The organism is Streptomyces sp. NPDC086989 (assembly GCF_044745505.1).
Classification (GTDB): domain Bacteria; phylum Actinomycetota; class Actinomycetes; order Streptomycetales; family Streptomycetaceae; genus Streptomyces.
On sequence record NZ_JBIVAL010000018.1, the window covers coordinates 2,429 to 21,945 of the forward strand.

The following is a 19,517-nucleotide window of genomic DNA, read 5'->3' on the forward strand; positions in this document are numbered from 1 at the left end:
CCCCGAGGACACCCCCGAAGGACCGGTCAGCGTCGTCGGAGACTTCAACCACTGGAGGCCCCCCCCCCCCCCCCCCCCCGCCGCCCGCCCCCCCCCCCCCCCCCCCCCCCCCCCCCCCCCCCCCCCCCCCCCACGGCTCTGCTCGCGTCGGTCCGACAGCCGCGTGCGGCGGCTGATCATGCTCCTTGACGGCGTGCCCCGGCTCTTGCGCCGCCTGACAGGGTGTCCGTCATGAGCTCCGATCCCGTGCATCCCGGACCGTCCCGCCACCGCGACCACGGCATGTGGCTCGTCCGGTTCACCGGCCGGGTGCTCGTTGTGTGCCCGAGGTGCGGGGGCCGGGCGCTCGTCGTTCCTCGGCCGGGCCTCCCCGCGCCGAAGTACTTCACCGAGCTGCTCTTCCAGCCCCGCCGCCTTGCTTGCGCCGGATGCGGGGCAGTCGCGGACTGGACCGCCGAGCAGCGGGGCGGCGGCCTGGTCGGCGCGGTGCCCGGTGGCACCGTGGATCCCTTCTTTCGTCGGCCGCTCTGGCTCCAGACCCGCTGCGCGGGACGGATCTTGTGGGCCTGCGACGAGGCACATCGACGCCCTCACCGCCTACGTGGGCGCCCATCTGCGAGAGCGGCTCGCCTCCCCGAAGAGGGGAATGTTGGTCCGGCTGCCAGCCTGGATGAAGTCCGCGTCGCGCCGTGACGAGGTGCTGGCCGGCCTGTCGTCCCTCCGGACCCTCGCCGGACTCTCGGCCCCGGCCGACCGCTCCGACGCGGCACACGAACGCGGCGACCGCCCGCGTCACCACGGCAGTCAGTACTTCCGCGGCGGCCCGTACTAGAGGCGCTTCCCCCCTCCCTTGGATTTCCTCGTTCCGGGGCCGGACTTTTGTCCGCGGACAAAAGTCCGGCCCCGAAGTCGGTGGTGAGCAGTCACGGTGATCTGCTCGGGCGGCAGACGGGCTGGCACCACCGCGGCGAGAGGCCGGTGAGATCGGGCAGCCACCAAGGGCTATTCGGCCTGCTTCCGCAGCACGGCCACTTCGCCGTCATCCGGGTCGCCCATGAGGACGAACAGCTCCGGACGCTCGTCCGTCCCCGCCACCTCCCATCTCAGCGGCGCATCCTTGCAATCGGGGATGGCCAGGACCACGCCTGCCCGGCGGCCGTAGGCCGCTTGCTCCCTCGCGTTCTCCCACGTCCCCTGCCCCGAGCAGCGGCCTACGACGTGGAACCCGTCATGGATCGGCAGACCGGCCGCTGTCACCGCGGCCTGAGCGCCGAGTTCCAGACGGACGCCGTCGCCCACCCACTCCCCTATATAGTCGGCGCGCTCAAGGACCGGTGGCTGGTACACCGGCGCGGTCATTCCGAAGCAGAAGGCCGCGATCACAGCGATCACAATGGGCCCCAGTGACCACTGCCTTACCTTGGCGCTCGGTATCTGGCGCATCCGTGCGCCTACGGCTACCCCCACCGGCAGTACCCCGAAGGCCGCGATCCAGGCGAACGTGGTCCCGTACGAGGTGGCGGCGAACAGCGAGATCGGTACGGCGTACGCGGCTGCGAGCAGACCCGTCGCGGGCAGGGCCCACCACGGCGCGGAGATCCGGGTGCGTACGCCCACTGCGTTCGATGCCAGCATCACCGGCGTGGTGAAGAGCAGGCTGTGCGCACAGCCCAGGATGACCGCGACGACCGGGCCGAACACGCACATGAGGACCAGTGAGAAGAGGAGGCCGATGCCGCCGCCGTAGCCCCGGCCGTAGGGCTCTTCCCCGAACATGGCGAGCTGCACGTACAGCACTGCGCAGAGGAACTGCGCTCCCCCGAGAACTTCTGCGCCCGGCGCAGTACCACCCCAGACGTCCATGCGCCGTCGTTCTGTTGTGCCCACGTGGTTCCGCATGCCGCACCCCCGCCCGCTGATTGAACGTGTTCAATTATGGCGAACCCTACACCCCTCCCCGTCCGACAGAACCGCCCAGGCGGCCAGCAGACGTCGGCCTGGACGGCAGGCCGACCGCTGTGCGACGTAGGCGGCAACGCCCGGAGTCGTCCGACTTTTGTCCGCGGACAAAAGTCGGCGTTGCACCGGCAGGCCCACCGGGCCGTCATCGGGAGGTGGTCGACGTACTGCCCGCAAGGGCCCTGCTCTGCCGCATAGTGTCGGCGCGGCCGGGGCGGCTGGGCTGACCAGGCTGACCGGGCTGACCGGGCCGGCCGCCGTACCGGTGGTTCTTCAGGGCGTCGACCTGTTCGGGTATCCGGCCGCCGAGGGCTGGCCGCTCTGGAGCTGGGGCTGCCCAGTCGGAGTGAACGTGGCGCCCGCCCGGTCGCCGAGCGGTTACGTGCCTGTAGTTCGGCTCTCCCGGACGTGAGAGCCAGACCGTGGACCAGAGCCAGGAGACGCAACAGCATTCCCCGGTGTGGCCGACGTCGGCTTCAGTGAGCGCCGCCCCTGAGCAGCGAAGGGGGCCCGACTTTTGTCCGCGGACAAAAGTCGGGGCGCGGCGACGCGCGGTCGGTCGGTTGCCATCGAGCTCTCAGGGCGTTGGGTAAGCGACGGAATTTTGGAACTGTTCATAGCAGCGCAAGCTGGCGCCATCCCGTTGTGGGTGGCGCCGCTGCTGGGCGGTGTGGGAGCGGCCATCGGTGGCTCCGTCACCTCTTTCGTGGCATGGCGTGTACTACGGGACAACAAGCAGGCTCGCGTGCGCGCCGAAGAGATGCAGGCGACGCAGGCGGTAGCGGAAGGGTTCGCCCAGGCCCACAAGGCCGTTATGGCGAGCCCTTCCCAGAGTGCCGATCCGGGCGATGGGCCTATAGAGCATGTCACCGGCATCGACGTGGGTGTACTGACCTTCCGCAACTCTGAGCTGCGGGACCGGCTTGCGCTGTCCGCCGAGATCATCCGGTGGGGCGCCGCGAGCGAGGAAGTGAGGGATCTCGTCTACGCGTCACCGAAAGGAATGATCGTCGCTGCCTGCGAGGACGCCATGGCTTGCCTGGGCGCCAATCTGCGGGGTGAGACGCTGCCGCCCCCTGGCGAGGCCTGGACGGAGACGGCAGGCGCGGTGAAAGAGGTCACGTACCGGTACGAGGACCAAGACCGGGAACACCGGCACCTGAGGCGGAGGTAACGCCCGCCTTGCCGCGACGCATAGAGCCCGTCTGCGGATCCCGCGAACGGGCTTTTCTGCGATCGCCTCGCCGCCATCGAACGAGACCGGGACGCGGCTGCCTGAGACATCACTGCTTGAGATCCGTCATCCGAAGCAAAGATCAACGTTCTTCTGGATGCAGACACGCAGCACGACTGAGAGCCGCTGAATGTCCTCGACGTGTCTCTCCATGGCTGAATCGCGAGGTCCCGATGTCCACTGCCCCAGTATCGCCTCCAGCTTGGGAAGAACGGCGGCGCAATCCTGGGGAGACAGGTCCTTGCTGTGGTCGTCCGGATGATTGAGGAACGGTTCGAGCTCGGTCGAGACCTCTGCCCATGGCCGGTCTCCTCCGAAGCCGACCATCTCGCCGAGGTCGAAGCCTTCCGCGTGGGCCAGACGCCGGCGGAACTGAGCGAAGCCCCCATACGAGAAGCAAGCATCCGGTCCATCGACATCGCCGTCACCGGGGAACAGACACAGCCCCATGGCACCCCCTTCTTCCTGGATGCACATGGTCGGCGCCCCCGATGCCGACTGGCAACGGGATATCTGACGTCCTACCGCATCCCCGCGCGCGGGGAGCAGTCGTCGGTGATGATCTCCACCGTGCCCCGGACGGGTTCATCCCCGCGGGCGCGGGGAGCAGGACGTTGCCACGCTGATCTGGTGGAAGTCCACGGGTTCATCCCCGCGGGCGCGGGGAGCAGGGTCATCGTGTGCGAGAACCCAGGCGGGTCAACGGGTTCATCCCCGCGGCCGCGCGGAGCAGCACCTCCTCGTCGCTCACAGCCGCACCTCTCCGGGTTCATCCCCGCGGGCGCGGGGAGCAGTTGTGGTGGGACGGGTTCCGCTTCCGCTTCGTGGGTTCATCCCCGCGGGCGCGGGGAGCAGGCCGGCGTCCAGCAGGCCCTCGGCCTGCCAGGGGGTTCATCCCCGCGGGCGCGGGGAGCAGTTGCTCGACGGTAAGTTCTGTGGTCTCACCCGGGGTTCATCCCCGCGGGCGCGGGGAGCAGTCAGGTGCAGACCGGGAGCGACGCCTGATGATGGGTTCATCCCCGCGGGCGCGGGGAGCAGAGCTGGACATTGGAGTCGCTGCCGCCCTGCCGGGGTTCATCCCCGCGGGCGCGGGGAGCAGGGAGGAAGTAGTCAGCCTCCTCGCGGGCACTGTGGTTCATCCCCGCGGGCGCGGGGAGCAGCTCGATTCCTGCGGACTGCGCAGTTTCGACTTGGGTTCATCCCCGCGGGCGCGGGGAGCAGGCTTTCTGAGCAGCCAGTTTAGGTGCACCAGGCCGCTCTCTGGAGCACTTTCACCGATCGCGACCTTCAGGTCAACCTTCGCATATCCGGTTCCCCATCAGCCTGCGAGAGACATGCCAGCGCGTCGGCCAACTGACGTAGGGACACGACACCGGCTTCCGGAAGGCCCGCCTCCGACCATGCCCCGCTGAGCGATGGCAGTGACGCCCTCGGCGGCCGCGAGGACGTCCTGCTTGACGGCGACGTATCCGGGACGCTGCGCGAAGCGACCCAGTTATCTGCGGCAAGAAGAAGACGGTGTCCGTTCTGCTGCATGAGGCGCCATACAAGATCGCCGGGCTGGGCAGACTGCGGGGGCACCACCGTGCCGTCAGATGCTCGCAGGAGGCTCCAAGACGCAGGGGCCATCCATGAACTATGACTACGCCGCGATCACCTCTGCGACTATCACCGCGAATCTGATTATGGGTTTCGTCGAGCTGCACGGTCTGGAAAAGCAGGCGTCGGGAGCAAGTGCTCACGGAGGAGTCACGGAACCTTCTCCACCCCCATGACCCTCGCCGACGTCCAGCTCAACCACTCCCACTCCCTCCCCCGCCCGCGTCGCCAGAGCCTGGGTACCCCCTCGACACCGTCAGCCGCCACGCCCTCACCGCCGGCCATCGCAAAACCCCCCAGCGCGGCGACGTCCACCAGCTCTGGGTCACCACCGCCCCCGGCCGCCCCCGCGGCAACCGCCCCGCGCCTCCCCGCGGCCCGCCGCACCCTCGAAGCCGCCCACCGCCGCCTGGTCACCCTCGCCCTCGGCACCCCGCTCCTCCTGAAGCAGTTCTGCCCCTCCGACGTCTGACGGGCACGGGGCGTGGCAGGCTGGAGCTGTGATCATGCAGCCCCCGGAGAACGCGGCCGACTTCGCCTTCCGCCCCGCCGACGCCCTCGACATACCCGTCGTGGTCCGCGACTTCGATGCGATGCGGCGACCCGCCGCGAAACTCTGGCAGGACGCGACCGCACCGTGGCCGGGGGTGGCCGACGTACCGCCGTACGGGAACTACCTGGCGTCCACGACCTGGCGGCAGGTCCTGCTGGCGGCCAAGGGTGTCGGCCGGGATCTCACCCCGTGGCTGCGCAGGACTCCCTGGCTGGCCGTCAACGAACTCGTCTCGCGCGTCGCGCCGCTCCAGGCGTACCTGCGGCTGAAGGACGTGGCGGCACCCGGGCACGCCGCGGGACGCAGGCTGTTCGTCAACGCCCTGTATCAGTACGGCAGCGAGCGCAGTGCCCACGCCGCCTTCGGCTACCACCTGGGCATGACCATGGCCCACTGGCTGTGCGCCGGCATGGCCGGCCTGGGCAGGACCTGGCACCTCGAGGCCCAGGGCCCCGGAGGACTACCCGGCTTCACCGACCCGGCCGCCAAGCTCCCCGACCTCTGGGGCAACCACCGCACGTCGGGAATGCCCTGGCTCATCGAGGCCAAGGCAGCACGCGCCCTCGGTACCGGCGTAGTGAAGAACGGCAAGGTCCAGCTGGACGGCGGCAGCGCGCTCATGCTCGGCATGCAGCACCGTCAGGTCCTGTGCGGTACGTCCCTTCCCGGGCGCAAGGACGGCAAGTGGGAGGAAGAGCACCTGTTCCTGGACGTGCACACCGCCCATTTCCCCGGTCCCGCGGGTGACACCGCTACGACTGGCGGTGGCCCGGAAGGGGATGCGGAGGAGTTCGTCGCGGAGGACCCCGAAGCACTGATGGCTGTCACCAGGCAGCAGTTGATGACGTACCAGGCCCTTGCCTTCGGCGCGGTGGAGAACCTGCGCCTCGTCCCGATGAGCCGCGAACGGGGAAGCCGGGAACGCCACAGGACCGGGTCGCTGACTCTGCTGGAACACGACGAGCCCAGTGTCGACCTGCGCCGCCGACTGCGGGCAGAGGGCGTGCACACCGAGGAGGCGATGACGCCGCGCGCGGACGCCTCGGGGTTCGTCGCGGGCCGGATACCAGGCACCGGCATCCACCTCGGCCTCTCCCGCCGCATGTACTCCGCCTGCGCGGCCCTGCACCGCGCGCAGTCCGACATCCCCGACACCGGGGACGCCGTGAGCGGCCCCTGGCCACGGGACCACGACGACGCACGCGAGCAGCACGCGCGGCGCACCCGCGAGAGCTACTACGAGCGGGAGGAGCAGTACCGGGCTTTCGTACGCGAGGAGGTGATCCGAGGCTTCAGGGAAGCCGAGGACGCTCCCAGCGGCGGCTCCTTCACGGGCGAGCCCCTCCCGGTCGCACTGGACGACCCCCGCGAGTCCGGCCTCCTCGAAGCCGCCACGGCCGAAACGTACATGGCTGTCGAGCCAACGGACCCCGTGCTCTCGACGATCGGCCGCCCCTGACCCAGGTAGCGCCGGGACAAGCCCGGAAGGGCCGCAGGTGATCTTGGTGATCACATTGCGGCGTCGTGTATGCGCCTTGATGGGTTGGCCGACACCGTGTGTCGTAGCCGAGCATCGACGTCTCGGGCTGCTCTTGGTCCGCGCCGGTCAGAGTGTCTCCTTCGCGACACACCCATGACGCGCCGAGGCACGGGGCCATGCCGCAGGCGCTGCCCCAGCCGGACCTTCCCCCGACCCGCCGCGTGAAGAACGTCCTGAGCGGACACCACAAGTGGCCATCGGTATGGGGACGTACCACTCCGTGGAGTGACTCAAGAACACCGCGCACAACGCACCCGGCTGGCCGGCAGCACATACCACCCCCGCACGTGTCCAGCGACGGGGCACGTCAAAACGCGGCGAGCCGGCCTGATCCGCCATTAGGCTCTCCGAATCGAGTGGCAAGGGGGCAACGTGGCCGTCGACGTAATCGACACCGTCAGGCTCGTCAGGACGAACCGGCTCAGAGACAAGCGTCTGCTCGAATGCGATAAGCAGCTCGATCAGCAGGACGCCGAGGTTGAAGCCGCCCTGCTGAAGGCACGGCAGACGCTCCACGACGACGCCCTCGCCCCCTTCCGCGACGTTTTCCAGCGTCTGCAGCACGCCGATCCGATCGCGCAGGCTGCGATCGAGCGGCCCACCGCCGGCAGCGAGGTGGACATCGAGCCTCGGTGGCCGCGCAGAATTGCCGGGCTGGCCGCCGCCGTCGGTGTCGCGCTGGCAGGCGGGGCACTCCTCGTCATCGGCCCGCCCACCGTGGGTCGCGCTGTCACGGCAGGTGCCAAGCGCGCGGTGGAAGCCTTCGGCTCCGCCTCCACCGGCCGGGCGATCAAAACCCTGCACGGCGCGGCGAAATCCGCTGCCACGGAGGCGTGGTTCGGCCGCGGGCCCGTCGCCGCCGGTGGTGGCGGAAGAGCGGCGGGGAAGGCGACATTGTCCAAGATCCGCACGACGTCGGCCGACCTCGCGCGGGAAGCCATCTTGAAGGCGCAGCTCCAAGCCCTCGACTGCGGCCAGCACCAGAAGGCACGGGAACTGGACCGGCGCGAGGCGGAGACGAAAACGAAGTTCGTCGCCGCGCCCGCGCTGCACGAGCGCAGCAAGGACATGCAGCGCGTCGTGCAGGAAGTCCGGACCGAGCTGGTGGAACGGCTCCCGGCATTCACCGCGCTGGTCGAAACGTGCAACGACTTCAGCCTGTACGACTCCTGTCGGCGCGGGCAGGTGGCCGCGATGATTGATCTCGACGGCCTCGCCGCCATGGTCCTGACCTGCCCGGTCACTGACGCGGAGGGGCGGACGACCGAGGAGTCGGAGCGGGTTGTCGTCTACGCCGAGGCCCGGCTGCGGGCGATGCGAACGGAAGCCTGACTTCGCGTCCAGCCGGGCACTCATGCAGGATCTGCGTCGAACGTCCCGAACACGCACCAGCCGTGCCTTGGGACGTCGGGAGCGGGGGCGGCGGTCTCCTCCGGGTCGGGCAGGGCCGTCAGCCTCACCCTCGGGCGTTAGTCGGGCAACGCCTCTCCGGCTGGGCGGCCGCCAGGTCCGCGACCTCACCCACGTCGACGACATCGCCGAAGGCACGCTGCGCGCGTGGCCAGCCCCCGGGCGCACACCGAGACCCTCAACATCGGTACCGGGGTGGACACCAGCATCCGCTACATCGCCGAGCTGGTCCGCGCCCTCTACCCCGGCACGCCTCTGCTGGAGACGCCACTGCCGGCCGGGGACCCGCTCGGACGGTATGCGTCGACCCGCCGAACGGAGAACGTCCTGGGCTGGAAGCCTCGGGTAGCAATCGCCGCCGGGGTGGCCCGCTACGTGGAGTGGCTCCGGAACACCCAGCACGCCGCACCGGCCTGGCTGGCGGGCGCAGCCCACCACCGCGCAGCCCTAAATGACGGGCGGCCTGCCCAGCGCGGCCATCCGCACGACGGTCCGCCACCGCATCGGCTTGCGGGGTCCGGCGTCGACCCGCACCCCTTCGGTGAACCCTCCGAACCAGGCACGCAGCCCGGCGGCCGATCGTGTCCGGGCCACAGTCAGCAGGGTCCAGACGCCGAGGTAGACAGGGACGAGGAGTGCGGGCAGGTGGCGCTTGGCGAGCCAGACCCGGTTGCGGGCGGTCATCCGGTAGTAGACCGCATGCCTGGCGGGCGAGGTCTTGGGGTGCTGGAGCACGAGTGCCGGCTCATAGAGAATTTCCCACCCGGCGTCGAGTGCCCGCCAGGCGAGGTCGGTCTCCTCATGGGTGAAGAAGAACGCGTCCGGCCAGCCACCCGTTTCCCCCAGCATCGGCATCGACAGGGCGTGGCCGCCGCCGAGGAACGTGGTGACCAGCCCGCGCCGCATCGGGTCCTTCGCCCGCAGTCGCGGGATGTGCCGCCGCTGCGTCTCGCCCGTCTCGTCGGCGATCCGGAAGCTGACGATGCCCAGCCGCCCCGCTCCCGCCTCGTAGAGATCGGCGATCCGCCGCACGACACCGGCGTCGACGAGCAACCCGTCGTCGTCCAGATCCACCAGCACGTCGACGTCCCCGAACTCCCGCAGCCGCCGCCAGGCGACGTTGCGCCCGCCCGAGACACCGAGGTTCTCGGCCAGCTCCACCCCGACCACACCGTCCGGCAGCCCGGGGAGAGCGCACCCATTTCCGACCACGACGATCCGCACGGCGGCCTCGTCCTGCTTGGCCACCGAATCCAGTAGGGCCCGCAGCTCGGGCATCCGGTCGCCCATCGTCAGCACGGCCACGCCCACGCGCGGTCGGGTCACACCCATCACGCCCTTCCCTGCACCAGGTAAACGGCGAGCGTACCGCCGCCCCGCCCGCTCCCGGCCCAACCGGAACGCCCACCCCATGCCTCAAACACCGACACAGACACAGACATCGGCACGGACCTGGACTCAGACACCACTCCTACTCGGCGACTACATCTCCACAGCGGCCGGGCCGCTATGAGCCGACGTAGGGGGTATCCCCGCGTGCGCGGGGAGCGGGCGTACTTCCCCTTGGTCCGCTGGTCCTGGAGGGGGTCATCCCCGCGTACGCGGGGAGCAGGCCTTGTGACCTGGGACTCTAGCCGGGGTGCAGGCTATTTTTGATCCCTCCCAGGGAATCCGACTTTCCCAAGGTCGCTCTTGTGGCAGGGGCCGACTGATCGGCCGCAACGAGCTGCTGGTCAGTCTGCCCAGTTGCAGCTGACCACGGAGCCCGGGCACTGAGGACTCCCTCGGATTGACCGGCAACCGTCACCGACAGTCCCCGCGTACGCAGGAAGCCGGCGTGCCGACCCGGATCGGCGCAGCGGAGCCAGAGGCGGGCCCACACCTCCGGCTGCGGGTACCCGCTATCGCCGCTTCCTGAGCTCCCGGACCGCAGGCACGGCCGCCATGCACAGGCCTACCGCTGTGGCGAAGCCGGTTCCGCCGGAGCGGAGGACCGCCAGGAGACCGGCGCCCGCGAGGCTCTCCACAAGGCCGGCGGTCAAAGCGACGACCAGCGAGAAGAGGACCATGATCACCAGCCAGAGCGCCCAGACGGGCTGCACGCCTCCCGCGTGAAAGTCGGTGGCGGCGCCGGTTGCGGGCGTGGAGGTGGGGTCTTCGGGTGTTGCGGTCACGGAAGTGTTCCCTCTCGAATGGGTCGGCGAAGCGGGACGAACGGGGAAAGAGGCGAAGGGGAGACGGGTTCAGGGTCGGGTCGGCTCCGGCATCGGGTTCATGAACTGCTCGACCAGCAGCCCCCGGGCCCTGGTCACGGCTGCCGCCAGTTCGGCGTGTGCGCGGGTCTGGGCGTCCATGGCTGCCAGAACCTCGGCGACACGGCGCTGCTCGGCAAGCGGAGGCAGACGTACCTCCAGGCGGCCCAGGGTCCCCGTGCTGATCGACGGCGCCGCAGTGGCAGCCGACCGGTCCTCGACCCAGGCGAGTACTTCCGGGCGGCTCAGCCACGCGAGGAGGTAATCGGGATCGACCTCGGAGTCCTCGCGTACCCGTAGACGGGTCAGGTTCGCGCTCGGCAGCCAGCCCACCTGGTCCGTTCGCACGATCGCTGGCGGAGCCGTCTTGCCGGCCCGTACGCACAGGATGTCCCCGTCCCGCAGCCTGAAGTGCGCGAGCCGGATGGCCAGTTCCCAGGAGATGCGCTCCTCCCCGGTATCGGTGACGCGCCCACCCCGGAGATGCCGCGGGAACACGACCGGCACCGCGCCGGCGGGACCGCGGTCCTTCGTACCCAGCTGTGAGAACGAGGGGCCGGCCTTGATCTCGCACAGGTCGGCGAGGGCAGCCATTCGCCAGTCCGCTCCACTCGTCCCACTGGGGGTGATCTCGCTGCGCAGCGAGTCCGCATGTGCGTCCGCGGCCGCGCTGCGGTCCCTCAGCCACGCGACTTCGGCCCAGGCCTGCCCTGGCACGGCCGCTCCGGACCGGGCAGGCTCGTCCTGGTCCTCACCACGGCCCCGTGCCGGACCGACTTGGTCCACGTGGTCCACGGGATTGAGCGAGCAGGATCCGCCGAGCAGTGTCTGACGGTCCACCAGCGCACTCAGTACGTTCGCCGGCAGCTTCGGCACGTCGCCGGCGTACCGGCCCGGCGGAGCGTTGTGGGCTCTGCACATGTCGAGAAGTGCACGGGCTTCGTGGTCCTCCAGGACGGACCGCGGTCCCTTCCTCGTCCCGAGCCGGCGTGCGTCCAGGAAGAGCACGTGCTCGCACGGCTCGCTCGGATGACGGAGCAGCCACACGGACACGGGGACCGCGGTACCGCTGAACAGCCTGCCGGGCAGCGCGATCACGCACTCCACGACCCCCGCGGTCACCATCGCCCTGCGGATGGCCGTCTCCGCGGCGCTGTCCGAGTTGCCCGCCTTGGTGGGCATCACCATCGCGGCCCGCCCGCCTTCACGGAGGGACGCGAGTACGTGCTGGACGTAGGCGAAGTTGTCGTTGTCCAGCGGGGGCGCACCGTAGGCCCACGTCCCGGTACGGCGCGCCTGCCCCGCAGAGTTCTTCATGTTGAAGGGCGGGTTGGTGAGGACGACGTCCGCCCGTCCGGTGGTGTCCAGGCCACTGGCCCAAGGAGCCTTCGTCTCCAGGCGCACCGAAGCGTGTACGCCGTGGAGCGCCAGGTTGAGGGTGGCGAGGAGCCCTGCCGCTGTGACGGTGGTCTGCCCGAACACCTTGAGCGGTGCGCGGTCGAGGTTGCGCCGACGAAGCCGTTCCGACAGCGCGAACCCCTCCGCGAGGCACTCTCCGCCGCGGACATACGGATCGTAGGCGGTCCGGGGAGCTCGACCGCAGGAGTCGGCCGCCAGGCCGGCCATCAGCCGCACCACGCCCTTCGGCGTGAAGAACTCACGGCTGCGCAGCCGTCCGTGCGCCTCGTAGGCATCGATGATCAGCTCGAAGGCGTCCCCGTCCAGCTTGCCCACCAAGCCCATGACCGCGGTGAGGACACCCGCGTTCCTGGGGATCAGATCGGCCAGGGAATCAGTGAAGTGAGGCAGCATTCCCAGCCGCTTCACCTCGGTGTCCACTTGGTGGCCGACGTGTTCCAGCAGCTCACCGGGGGGTCCCCCGGCGGCCGCGAGCGCCGTCGCCCTGATCCGGGTCTCGGTCCAGCGCTCCGGGGACGTGGTGTGCAGAAAGTGGAGGGCGAGGAGCAGGTGCAGGTAGTTCACCATCGATCCGGGACCGCGCACCTCATCGGCCAGAGGGCCCATGAGCTCTCGCACCACTTGCCGGCTGGCCGGTACGGTCGCCCGCTGCGCCGGCCGGTCCGTCAGCTCGGGCACGTCCGCGGGATCCAGGACGAGCTGGTGCGCTTCCGTCCGGCCCATGGCCAGCGAGTGCCGTACCCGATGGCCGTACGTGACTCCTTCGCTCTCGTCCGGCCGCCGCAGGTGGCGTGGGACGCGGCGGCGGTCGAGCCAGCGCACGACATCCGACTGAAGGAAGTGGTCCGCCCCTGCGGCTCTCCGGGGGGCGGGGAAGTCCGAGGCCCGCTGCTCCCAGATGGTCACGGTCGGCCGCGTGACGTCGGCCAGTTCCGCGATCCGAGCCCGCGAAATCAGAGGATCGTCCTCGTACTGCGGTGGGTGAATGCTTCCCATGCTGCTCCCTTCGAACTACGCCTGGCAGGCGTCCCGTTGTGGGGAACGTATCGGGTCTGCGGCCGTTGTGTCTTATGAGCACCCGCAGTACTCACAGAACAACTTGACTGCACTGACAGCCCAGCAGAGCAGCATCCAGCCCCGTTTGACCAAGAAAACGACTCAGCAAGCCCCAGAGGAGCCCTGGTCCGTACCGGACTTCAAGGAGCAAGCATGCAAGGGGGTTAACACTTGCGCGACCCAATGGAGCGGCCCGAAGGCATGAGCGTTCCCGTCCTGGCGGCGAAGGCCGCCCGGCCCTCGCCCGCTCCTCCCAGGTGCGAGCAGATGGACCAGAGGTCGTACAGGGCGTCGCGCACGCGCTGGGCGGGCCGGGATCCCGGCTCGACCGTCCGCCGGACGCTGTTCCACTCCACCAGCATGGCTCCTGCCGTGCGCGCCTGCTCCGGGGAGCGGATCTCGTACCGCCTCAGCCGGCCCTCCGACGCAGCCGTGTACATGGCACTGAGGTCTTCGAGTACGAGCTCCCGGAAGTACAACAGCTCGGAGGCCTCGAGTGCCATGAGCTCCTCGAACCGCTCCCCGCCATTCGTCTCCTGCCGGACTGAAAGCTGTTCGGCGCGGCAGATCGCCGCATGCATCCACGCGGCCCGCGATTGCGCGGGCGGTCCACCGAAGGCCATGGCAGCCTTCAGATCTGCCATGGCCACCGCGTCTTCCTCAGGAAGGTAGTCACGATTCAGGGTGGTGAGCACCCCGTCCACGCGGCCGTCGAGTTCCTCCCGGGTGGCCCGCGCGAGGTCAGGGCGCCGCTTCAGGTTCGCTCGCATCTGCCGTACATGCTCCGGGTCCTGCCTGATCTCCAGCGCGGCCGCGGTCTGGGCCCAGTCGAAATCGGCCGGAAGTCCGTCCCGCGGGTCGACGCCGACGCCGTCGTACACCGCCTGCTCCTCTTCCCGCCACACGGCTCGGGCGCCGAAGTACACCTCTGCCAGCGCGGCCTTCAGGGACGTGGTCGGGAGGAAGGGCAGCGGCAACTCGGTGAAGAAGGCCAGCAGGAGGAGATCAAACGGGGACATGCGCGGATGAAGCCCGTCACAGGCGGCCAGGCACAGGACCTGCTGTTCGGTCCCCGGCGGGTACACCCGCCTCGAGCCGCGGCGACCGCCGAGATACAGGGAAGCCGGTTCGGGCACCAGGCCGTATTTCCGCCATGTGGCGAGCCGTGACGCCTTCAGCGGGAATCCCCGCTCCTGGCAGGCCTGGATGAGCTGCCGATCGGCTTCGCTCGGGGATGTTCTCGTCATGCCATCACGCTAGAGAACGGCTTCCCGCGCAGCCCGCCTTCGAAGCGGGGGGTGCAGTGCAGGCCACTCCACTTCCCCGATACCCAGGACCGCCGCCGCATCGGCGCCCTACGATCGGGCGGTGGATACGGAACGGGACTCCGCTCTGCTGCTGCTTGCGATGTATCAGCAGGCCAACGGCAGCACGCAGGAGTACATCGAGGTCGACCAGGTGCCCGGGTGGGGAGAGCTGGGCGACGACCGTCTGATCACCCTGACCGGTCACCTCCGGGACGCACACATGGTCGAGATGCTGGAAGTCCCATCGGGAATGACGTGTCGAATCACTTCCCAAGGCGTCATCAAGGCGGAGCAGCTTCTGCGGGACCGGGACCGTCCGGTCATCCGGTACGACATGGCGCTCAACGGGCTGATAGCCGCCACAACCGACGAGTTCCCCAAGCACAGACTTGAGGTGCAGCAGTTCTTGCTCTCCGGGAACGCCCGCGTCTTGGACACGGTACTGACGATCGACGAGATCTCCAGGGCGATCGAGTTCCTCGAGGAGGAGAAGCTGGTCACGGTCGAGAGGGACGACGGTGGACCGATAGCGATCACACTCACCCCGCGAGGCCGCAGGTGCGGGTGGACTGAGAAGGTAGACGTACAGGGCTTCCTGGCCGGTCAGCAGCCCAGCAGAATCCAGCAGAACTGGCATGTCACGATCAATGGGGGTGCGCCCCAGATGGGCCAGGGCAACGTCCAGCACAACACCTTCGGCTACGACCCGGCCCAGGTCTCCCAGCTTGTGCGCGAGCTCAATGGCCTCATCCCCTCGATGGACGTTCCGGAGCCGGTCCGTGAGCAAATCTCCGAGGATGTCGAGGCTCTGGAGCGTGAGGCGGCGCGGGAGGATCCCCAGCCAGCCCGCATACGCCGCCTGCTCGAGCGCGTACAGGAGAGCCTGGCGCCGGCTACCGCCCTCGACGTAGCCACCAGTGTCGCAGCCATTCTCGGGCATTGACGGAGCAGTCATGCGTACGACCGTCGATTGGCAAGCCCCAGCACGTGCCCGCTGACCCAGCACGACGGCAAGCTCCACAACCACTGATCACTGCGAGGAAGTCTTGAGCAACCAGCAGCCCAGTCCCCAGAACACTTGGAACGTCACGGTCAATGGGGGTGCACCCCAGATGGGCCAGGGCAACGTCCAGCACAACACCTTCGGCTACGACCCCGGGCAGCTCGCGAACTTCGCACGCGAAGTACTGACCGCTGCGCAGACCTCGAACCTGCCGGCCGAGGAGCGGGCCGTTGTCGAGGCTGACGTCGAGGCACTGCAAGCCGAGCTCACCGCCCCCGAGCCCGATCCGAGCCGCGTTCGTCAACTCGGACAGCGGGTTTGGGTGAGCGCGAAAACCTACCTGCCTCCCGTACTCGCGACAGGCCTCGCTCAAGCCGTCGCGGGCACCCTCGGGATCCCGATCGGGTTCTGAACTCTCTGCAGGTGCCAAGCACGACTACGGGAGACACTGGCGGAGCGTGGGGCGAGGATCCTGAGCGAGGCCCTTAGCCCAGCCGGTGGTCCGCGGTTTGACCGTTCGGGGCAGGCGCAGAGACGTGAACCGGTGCGGCGGTCGGGCTGAGGGACTCGGGGAGGGCTGGGACGGGGAGGCGGTGCTTCAGGGCACGGTGGGTTCCGCCGGCCAGGACGCCGAGCAGTGGCAGGGTGACCGCCTCGGGCAGGTTCAGCGCGGACAGAAGCTGGCCGATCGCGATGAGACCGCCGATGAAGAGCGCGTATCCGAGCACCTTCGCGCGCGTCGACTCGTTGCGCGACGGAGGGCCCTGCCAGTCGGGGTCCGCCGTCAGGACCTCAGCGGCCACGAGGTGACCGCTGTTCTCCGGTCGGTGCGCCGCGGCGACCGTGCGGGCCAGGACCGATCCGATGATGGCGTGGAGATCCGCCAGAGCCGACTGGTCGCCCTCGACGAGGCGGACCTTGGCCGCGTGGAGGTTGCGTGCGACCTCCTGCGCCTGCGCGCGCAGCCGCGCCCGGTGGACGGGATCAGTGCGCCTCGGCTCCAGTTCGGCCTGGCGGCCGAGTGCCGCGCACAGGTCGTCGACGGCAGCGCACACCACGGAGCCGTAGGAGTGGCCACGCACCTCGCGCTGCTCGGGCTCCGGCGCCTGGCACGCCTCGACGGCGATCACGGCCATGAGAGTGGTGTGCTCCAGCGGGACGGACCGGGCCAGCATGCGGCGATCCACCTCCGTGACCACGATGATCCCGCCGAACATGCCCCACACCAACGCGAGCATCCACGGGTGCCTGGCGGAGAAGTCCCCATTCAGGACGAGGAACAGGGCCGTCATGACGCCAACGTACGGAAAGGCCCACACCAGCAGGATCGAGAGCACGGAGAACCTCCGGTCCTCCAGCCTCACGCGCAGCCGGTCCTGGTCCGGCAGCTCCGCACCGGCCGGCGTGTGCGCGGCCAGGACGGCAAGCACCTCCGCGGCACGTGTCTGGGACCGCTTACACCGGCCGTCCCTCCGCGTCCAGCGGAACACCCTTCCGCGTGGCCTGCGCGACCTGCCCGTCCACTGCGGGCCGACAAGCCACACGGCGAAGGCGGTGTAGACGGCAGTGCCCCAGACCACATGTGTGTAAAGGCTCTTCAGCATGAGGGAATCATCCGGTCCCCCACTAACATCCCGGCCGATTCCAGGGCGCTCGCCCGAACGCCCGCGGCTGCGGCCGAGTCGCCGATGTCGGCGCGCACAACCTCCTTCGTGAGCGGCCCGGTGCCCTCAGGCCGCGGTGCTGCCGGCGCAGCGGCCTCCCCGACGCCGCCAGCGCTCGCGCCGCAGCCTGCGGCTCCGAGCGCGATGACTGCTGCCGCGACAGCAGCCCATATTTTCCTGCACACGGTCGTCCCCTCCGAGGTCATGGGCGTCATGCCCCCGTGATCAAAGCAGGAGTGCGCCTCGTTCCGGTAACGCATCATCTCCGACCGGGGGGTGCGGTTCGTGGATCTTTCTCTTGCCTGGCCGCTGAATCTTCCACGCGTATTGCTTGTCTTCCGGGATGCTCCTTCGAGGTCCGAGCCTTCATCTCTCGGCCCCGGCCGAGCACCCGTTCCGGCAGTCCGCGCTCCACCCCTTGGAGATCGTGAGCCGCTGCGCGGCGTAGGGGCGGGTAATCCTGGGCGGGCAGAACCCTGGCGAGTGGGTCGCATCATTGCGTCTGAGCCAGGACCTCGACGTCGCCACCGAGAACCCCGTCCCCATGGCGGAGATCGTCACGAACCTCGAGCAGGGCCTGGCCGAGCGCGGCTGGCAGGTCCGGGTGATCGACGTGGACGCGCTCTCGGTCCGACTGATGGCCATCGACCCGGACACCGGCGAGGACGTGTTCGTCAAGGTGCCTTCGGGTGCGGGTTGTGCGCCGGCCTGTCGTGCGCTGTGCCGGCGGACTCGGTGTGTGAGAGTGCGGCGAGGAGCCGCAGTTTCTCGTCGCTGTCGCTGTCCTTGTCGGGGTAGTAGACGACGAGGATGACGTCGTCGATGGGGAGTTTGTCCCTGTGGAGGCGTAGTTCACCGACGACGGGGTGGTGGACCGTGGTCGTGCCTCCGTCGAGGCTGCGGACGTCGTGGCGGCCCCACAGGGTACGGAACCGCTGACTGGACAGTGCGAGTTCTCCGACGAGCTCGACGAACCGGGGGTTGTCGGTGTCGTCCCCGATGGTGGTGCGAAGGGCGGCGATGAAATCGGCGGTGGCTTTCGCCCAGTCCTGGTGGAAGGCTTGTTCCTCGGGATCAAGGAGGAGAGAACGCAGCCGGTTCTGGCCGGGCCGCAGCCGGGGGGAGAGCGCGAGGGCCATGGGGTTGGAGGCCAGGACATCGAACGCGCGCCCTTCGAGGAACGCGGGGATCTGAAGGTGGGCGAGCAGCTCGTGCACCCGCGCCGGTACGTGCTCGGGCCGCTTGCGGCGTGGGGCCCTGGGGCGTGCCGCCGCGAGGCCGAGCAGATACGTCCGCTCGATGTCGTCGAGCCGCAGGACGCGCGCGAGTGATCCGAGCACCTGGGTTGAGGGGTTCTTGTCACGGCCCCGTTCCAGGCGCAGGTAGTAGTCGGGACTGATTCCGGCCAGCAAGGCGACTTCCTCACGGCGCAGGCCGGGCACGCGGCGGTTGCCGCCCGGCGGGAGGCCTGCCTGCGCCGGGGAGACCAGCTCACGCCGGGCACGGAGGTAGCTGCCGAGCCGGTTGCCGGATTCCTCATCCTTCATACCGACACCGTAATGCGGTGCGCGTGTCGCAGAGGGGGCCCTGGCAGGACCAGGGAAGACGGGGGCCCCGCCACACCCGGCGAACGCCGTCAAGACTGCGGTGACACCGTTTTGAAAGAGACGGAGAACATCACTGTCTGCGCCGCGGGCCCGAACGCCGCCGGCGCCCTGGACTGAAGGGAAGATCTCATGGATCTCTCCGGCCGCACCGTTCTCATCGTCGGCGCAACCTCGGGTATCGGGCGAGAGCTGGCCCGCCGGTTCGCCGCAGCGGGCAGCACCGTAGCCGTCGGCGGCCGCAGCCCACAGGCACTCTCGGAACTCGACGGGGAAGGTTTCGGCACCTTCGGTGTCGACGTCACGGACAGTGCCTCCGTAGCGTCATTTCGCGATGCCGTGCTCGCCCGGTACCCCGAGCTGGACACCGTGGTGACCATGTCGGGGGTCATGCTCCTGGAAGACCTGCGCGACCCCGCGCACTTCGAGGCCGCCAAGACGACGATCGACACCAACCTGCTCGGCACCATCCGGGTCATCGACGCCTTCACCCCTCACCTTGTCCAGCGCGGCGCCGGCACCTTCATCACCGTCACCTCCGGAATCGCCTTCCTGCCGTTCCCGCCCATGCCCAGCTACGCCGCCTCGAAGGCCGCGGTGCACGCCTACTCCGAGGCACTGCGCGCGCAGCTCGACGGCACCGGTGTCGGCGTCGTCGAGCTCGTCCCCCCGGCTGTCGCCACAGCAGGTCAGGAAGAGGTGAACCCGCACGCGTTGCCGCTCGATGACTTCGCCACCGAGGTCATGCACCTGCTCTCGCAGAACCCCACCCCTGACGAAATCCTCGTGAAGGGCGTCCTCATGCACCGCTGGGCCGAACGCGACGGCACCTACGACGACCTCGTCGCACAGCGCTCCCAGGCCCTGGCCATGCTCCCCAGCCGCGAAGGATGACGCCCGTCCCCGCCGACAGCCTC

At 69.3% G+C, this 19,517-nt stretch carries 16 protein-coding genes and 1 CRISPR repeat array; of the genes, 8 read left to right on the forward strand and 8 right to left on the reverse strand.

What is annotated here, in order from left to right:
• Positions 1-670: 670 nt before the first annotated feature.
• Complete coding sequence (locus tag ACIPK4_RS33105; RefSeq protein WP_402319687.1) at positions 671-832, forward strand: hypothetical protein; 162 nt, start codon at positions 671-673, stop codon at positions 830-832.
• Positions 833-1,002: 170 nt separating this feature from the next.
• On the opposite strand, the gene ACIPK4_RS33110 is transcribed toward ACIPK4_RS33105, so the two are convergent.
• Positions 1,003-1,797, reverse strand: a complete 795-nt coding sequence (locus ACIPK4_RS33110; protein WP_402319689.1) for a hypothetical protein — start codon at positions 1,795-1,797, stop codon at positions 1,003-1,005.
• Positions 1,798-2,608: 811 nt separating this feature from the next.
• On the opposite strand from ACIPK4_RS33110, the gene ACIPK4_RS33115 reads away from it, so the two are divergent.
• Positions 2,609-3,133, forward strand: coding sequence for a hypothetical protein (locus ACIPK4_RS33115; RefSeq protein WP_402319692.1), 525 nt, complete (start codon positions 2,609-2,611; stop codon positions 3,131-3,133).
• Between the two features lie 126 nt (positions 3,134-3,259).
• Here the strand turns inward: ACIPK4_RS33115 and ACIPK4_RS33120 are convergent, their stop codons facing one another.
• Positions 3,260-3,670: a hypothetical protein gene (locus tag ACIPK4_RS33120; RefSeq protein WP_402319695.1), complete on the reverse strand. Its 411-nt coding sequence runs from the start codon at positions 3,668-3,670 to the stop codon at positions 3,260-3,262.
• A 45-nt stretch (positions 3,671-3,715) separates the two neighbouring features.
• Positions 3,716-4,414: direct repeats of the CRISPR family, unit length 29 nt; unit sequence GGGTTCATCCCCGCGGGCGCGGGGAGCAG.
• A gap of 550 nt (positions 4,415-4,964) precedes the next feature.
• Here ACIPK4_RS33120 and ACIPK4_RS33125 point away from each other — a divergent pair.
• The 3 genes from ACIPK4_RS33125 to ACIPK4_RS33135 all read left to right on the forward strand — a co-directional run bounded on the left by ACIPK4_RS33125 (position 4,965) and on the right by ACIPK4_RS33135 (position 8,217).
• A complete protein-coding gene (locus ACIPK4_RS33125; protein ID WP_402319698.1) occupies positions 4,965-5,264 on the forward strand; it encodes a hypothetical protein in 300 nt (99 codons plus the stop codon).
• Between the two features lie 28 nt (positions 5,265-5,292).
• The gene (locus ACIPK4_RS33130; protein ID WP_402319700.1) at positions 5,293-6,804 is read left to right on the forward strand and encodes a hypothetical protein; all 1,512 of its coding nucleotides are present in this window, start codon (positions 5,293-5,295) and stop codon (positions 6,802-6,804) included.
• 453 nt (positions 6,805-7,257) lie between these two features.
• Positions 7,258-8,217 (forward strand): hypothetical protein, encoded by a 960-nt coding sequence (locus ACIPK4_RS33135; RefSeq protein ID WP_402319703.1) that lies wholly within the window; start codon positions 7,258-7,260, stop codon positions 8,215-8,217.
• 525 nt (positions 8,218-8,742) lie between these two features.
• On the opposite strand, the gene ACIPK4_RS33140 is transcribed toward ACIPK4_RS33135, so the two are convergent.
• From ACIPK4_RS33140 to ACIPK4_RS33155, 4 genes are all read right to left on the reverse strand, one after another.
• Complete coding sequence (locus ACIPK4_RS33140; RefSeq protein ID WP_402319706.1) at positions 8,743-9,627, reverse strand: glycosyltransferase family 2 protein; 885 nt, start codon at positions 9,625-9,627, stop codon at positions 8,743-8,745.
• A 569-nt stretch (positions 9,628-10,196) separates the two neighbouring features.
• Positions 10,197-10,469 carry a hypothetical protein gene (locus tag ACIPK4_RS33145; RefSeq protein WP_402319709.1) on the reverse strand — a complete coding sequence of 91 codons (273 nt, stop codon included), beginning with the start codon at positions 10,467-10,469 and terminating at the stop codon, positions 10,197-10,199.
• Positions 10,470-10,538: 69 nt separating this feature from the next.
• A complete protein-coding gene (locus tag ACIPK4_RS33150) occupies positions 10,539-12,962 on the reverse strand; it encodes an N-6 DNA methylase (protein WP_402319712.1) in 2,424 nt (807 codons plus the stop codon).
• Between the two features lie 224 nt (positions 12,963-13,186).
• Positions 13,187-14,041 (reverse strand): hypothetical protein, encoded by an 855-nt coding sequence (locus ACIPK4_RS33155; protein WP_402319715.1) that lies wholly within the window; start codon positions 14,039-14,041, stop codon positions 13,187-13,189.
• A gap of 349 nt (positions 14,042-14,390) precedes the next feature.
• On the opposite strand from ACIPK4_RS33155, the gene ACIPK4_RS33160 reads away from it, so the two are divergent.
• Together ACIPK4_RS33160 and ACIPK4_RS33165 are read left to right on the forward strand one after the other, a co-directional pair.
• Positions 14,391-15,272 (forward strand): hypothetical protein, encoded by an 882-nt coding sequence (locus ACIPK4_RS33160; RefSeq protein WP_402319717.1) that lies wholly within the window; start codon positions 14,391-14,393, stop codon positions 15,270-15,272.
• Between the two features lie 103 nt (positions 15,273-15,375).
• A complete protein-coding gene (locus ACIPK4_RS33165; protein WP_402319720.1) occupies positions 15,376-15,744 on the forward strand; it encodes a hypothetical protein in 369 nt (122 codons plus the stop codon).
• 73 nt (positions 15,745-15,817) lie between these two features.
• On the opposite strand, the gene ACIPK4_RS33170 is transcribed toward ACIPK4_RS33165, so the two are convergent.
• Together ACIPK4_RS33170 and ACIPK4_RS33175 are read right to left on the reverse strand one after the other, a co-directional pair.
• The gene (locus ACIPK4_RS33170) at positions 15,818-16,762 is read right to left on the reverse strand and encodes a hypothetical protein (RefSeq protein WP_402319723.1); all 945 of its coding nucleotides are present in this window, start codon (positions 16,760-16,762) and stop codon (positions 15,818-15,820) included.
• 908 nt (positions 16,763-17,670) lie between these two features.
• On the reverse strand, positions 17,671-18,543 hold the full coding sequence (locus ACIPK4_RS33175) for a helix-turn-helix transcriptional regulator (protein WP_402319725.1): 873 nt from the start codon (positions 18,541-18,543) through the stop codon (positions 17,671-17,673).
• A gap of 189 nt (positions 18,544-18,732) precedes the next feature.
• Between ACIPK4_RS33175 and ACIPK4_RS33180 the strand changes: the two genes are divergently transcribed.
• Complete coding sequence (locus ACIPK4_RS33180) at positions 18,733-19,494, forward strand: SDR family oxidoreductase (protein ID WP_402319728.1); 762 nt, start codon at positions 18,733-18,735, stop codon at positions 19,492-19,494.
• Positions 19,495-19,517 lie beyond the last annotated feature (23 nt).

What these genes read in the sequence shown, in the direction of transcription:
- ACIPK4_RS33105 (WP_402319687.1), top strand. Translation starts at nt 671, where the DNA reads ATGAAGTCCGCGTCGCGCCGTGACGAGGTGCTGGCCGGCCTGTCGTCC.
- ACIPK4_RS33120 (WP_402319695.1), bottom strand. Translation starts at nt 3,670, where the DNA reads ATGTGCATCCAGGAAGAAGGGGGTGCCATGGGGCTGTGTCTGTTCCCC.
- ACIPK4_RS33125 (WP_402319698.1), top strand. Translation starts at nt 4,965, where the DNA reads ATGACCCTCGCCGACGTCCAGCTCAACCACTCCCACTCCCTCCCCCGC.
- ACIPK4_RS33140 (WP_402319706.1), bottom strand. Translation starts at nt 9,627, where the DNA reads ATGGGTGTGACCCGACCGCGCGTGGGCGTGGCCGTGCTGACGATGGGC.
- ACIPK4_RS33150 (WP_402319712.1), bottom strand. Translation starts at nt 12,962, where the DNA reads ATGGGAAGCATTCACCCACCGCAGTACGAGGACGATCCTCTGATTTCG.
- ACIPK4_RS33155 (WP_402319715.1), bottom strand. Translation starts at nt 14,041, where the DNA reads ATGTCCCCGTTTGATCTCCTCCTGCTGGCCTTCTTCACCGAGTTGCCG.
- ACIPK4_RS33175 (WP_402319725.1), bottom strand. Translation starts at nt 18,543, where the DNA reads ATGAAGGATGAGGAATCCGGCAACCGGCTCGGCAGCTACCTCCGTGCC.
- ACIPK4_RS33180 (WP_402319728.1), top strand. Translation starts at nt 18,733, where the DNA reads ATGGATCTCTCCGGCCGCACCGTTCTCATCGTCGGCGCAACCTCGGGT.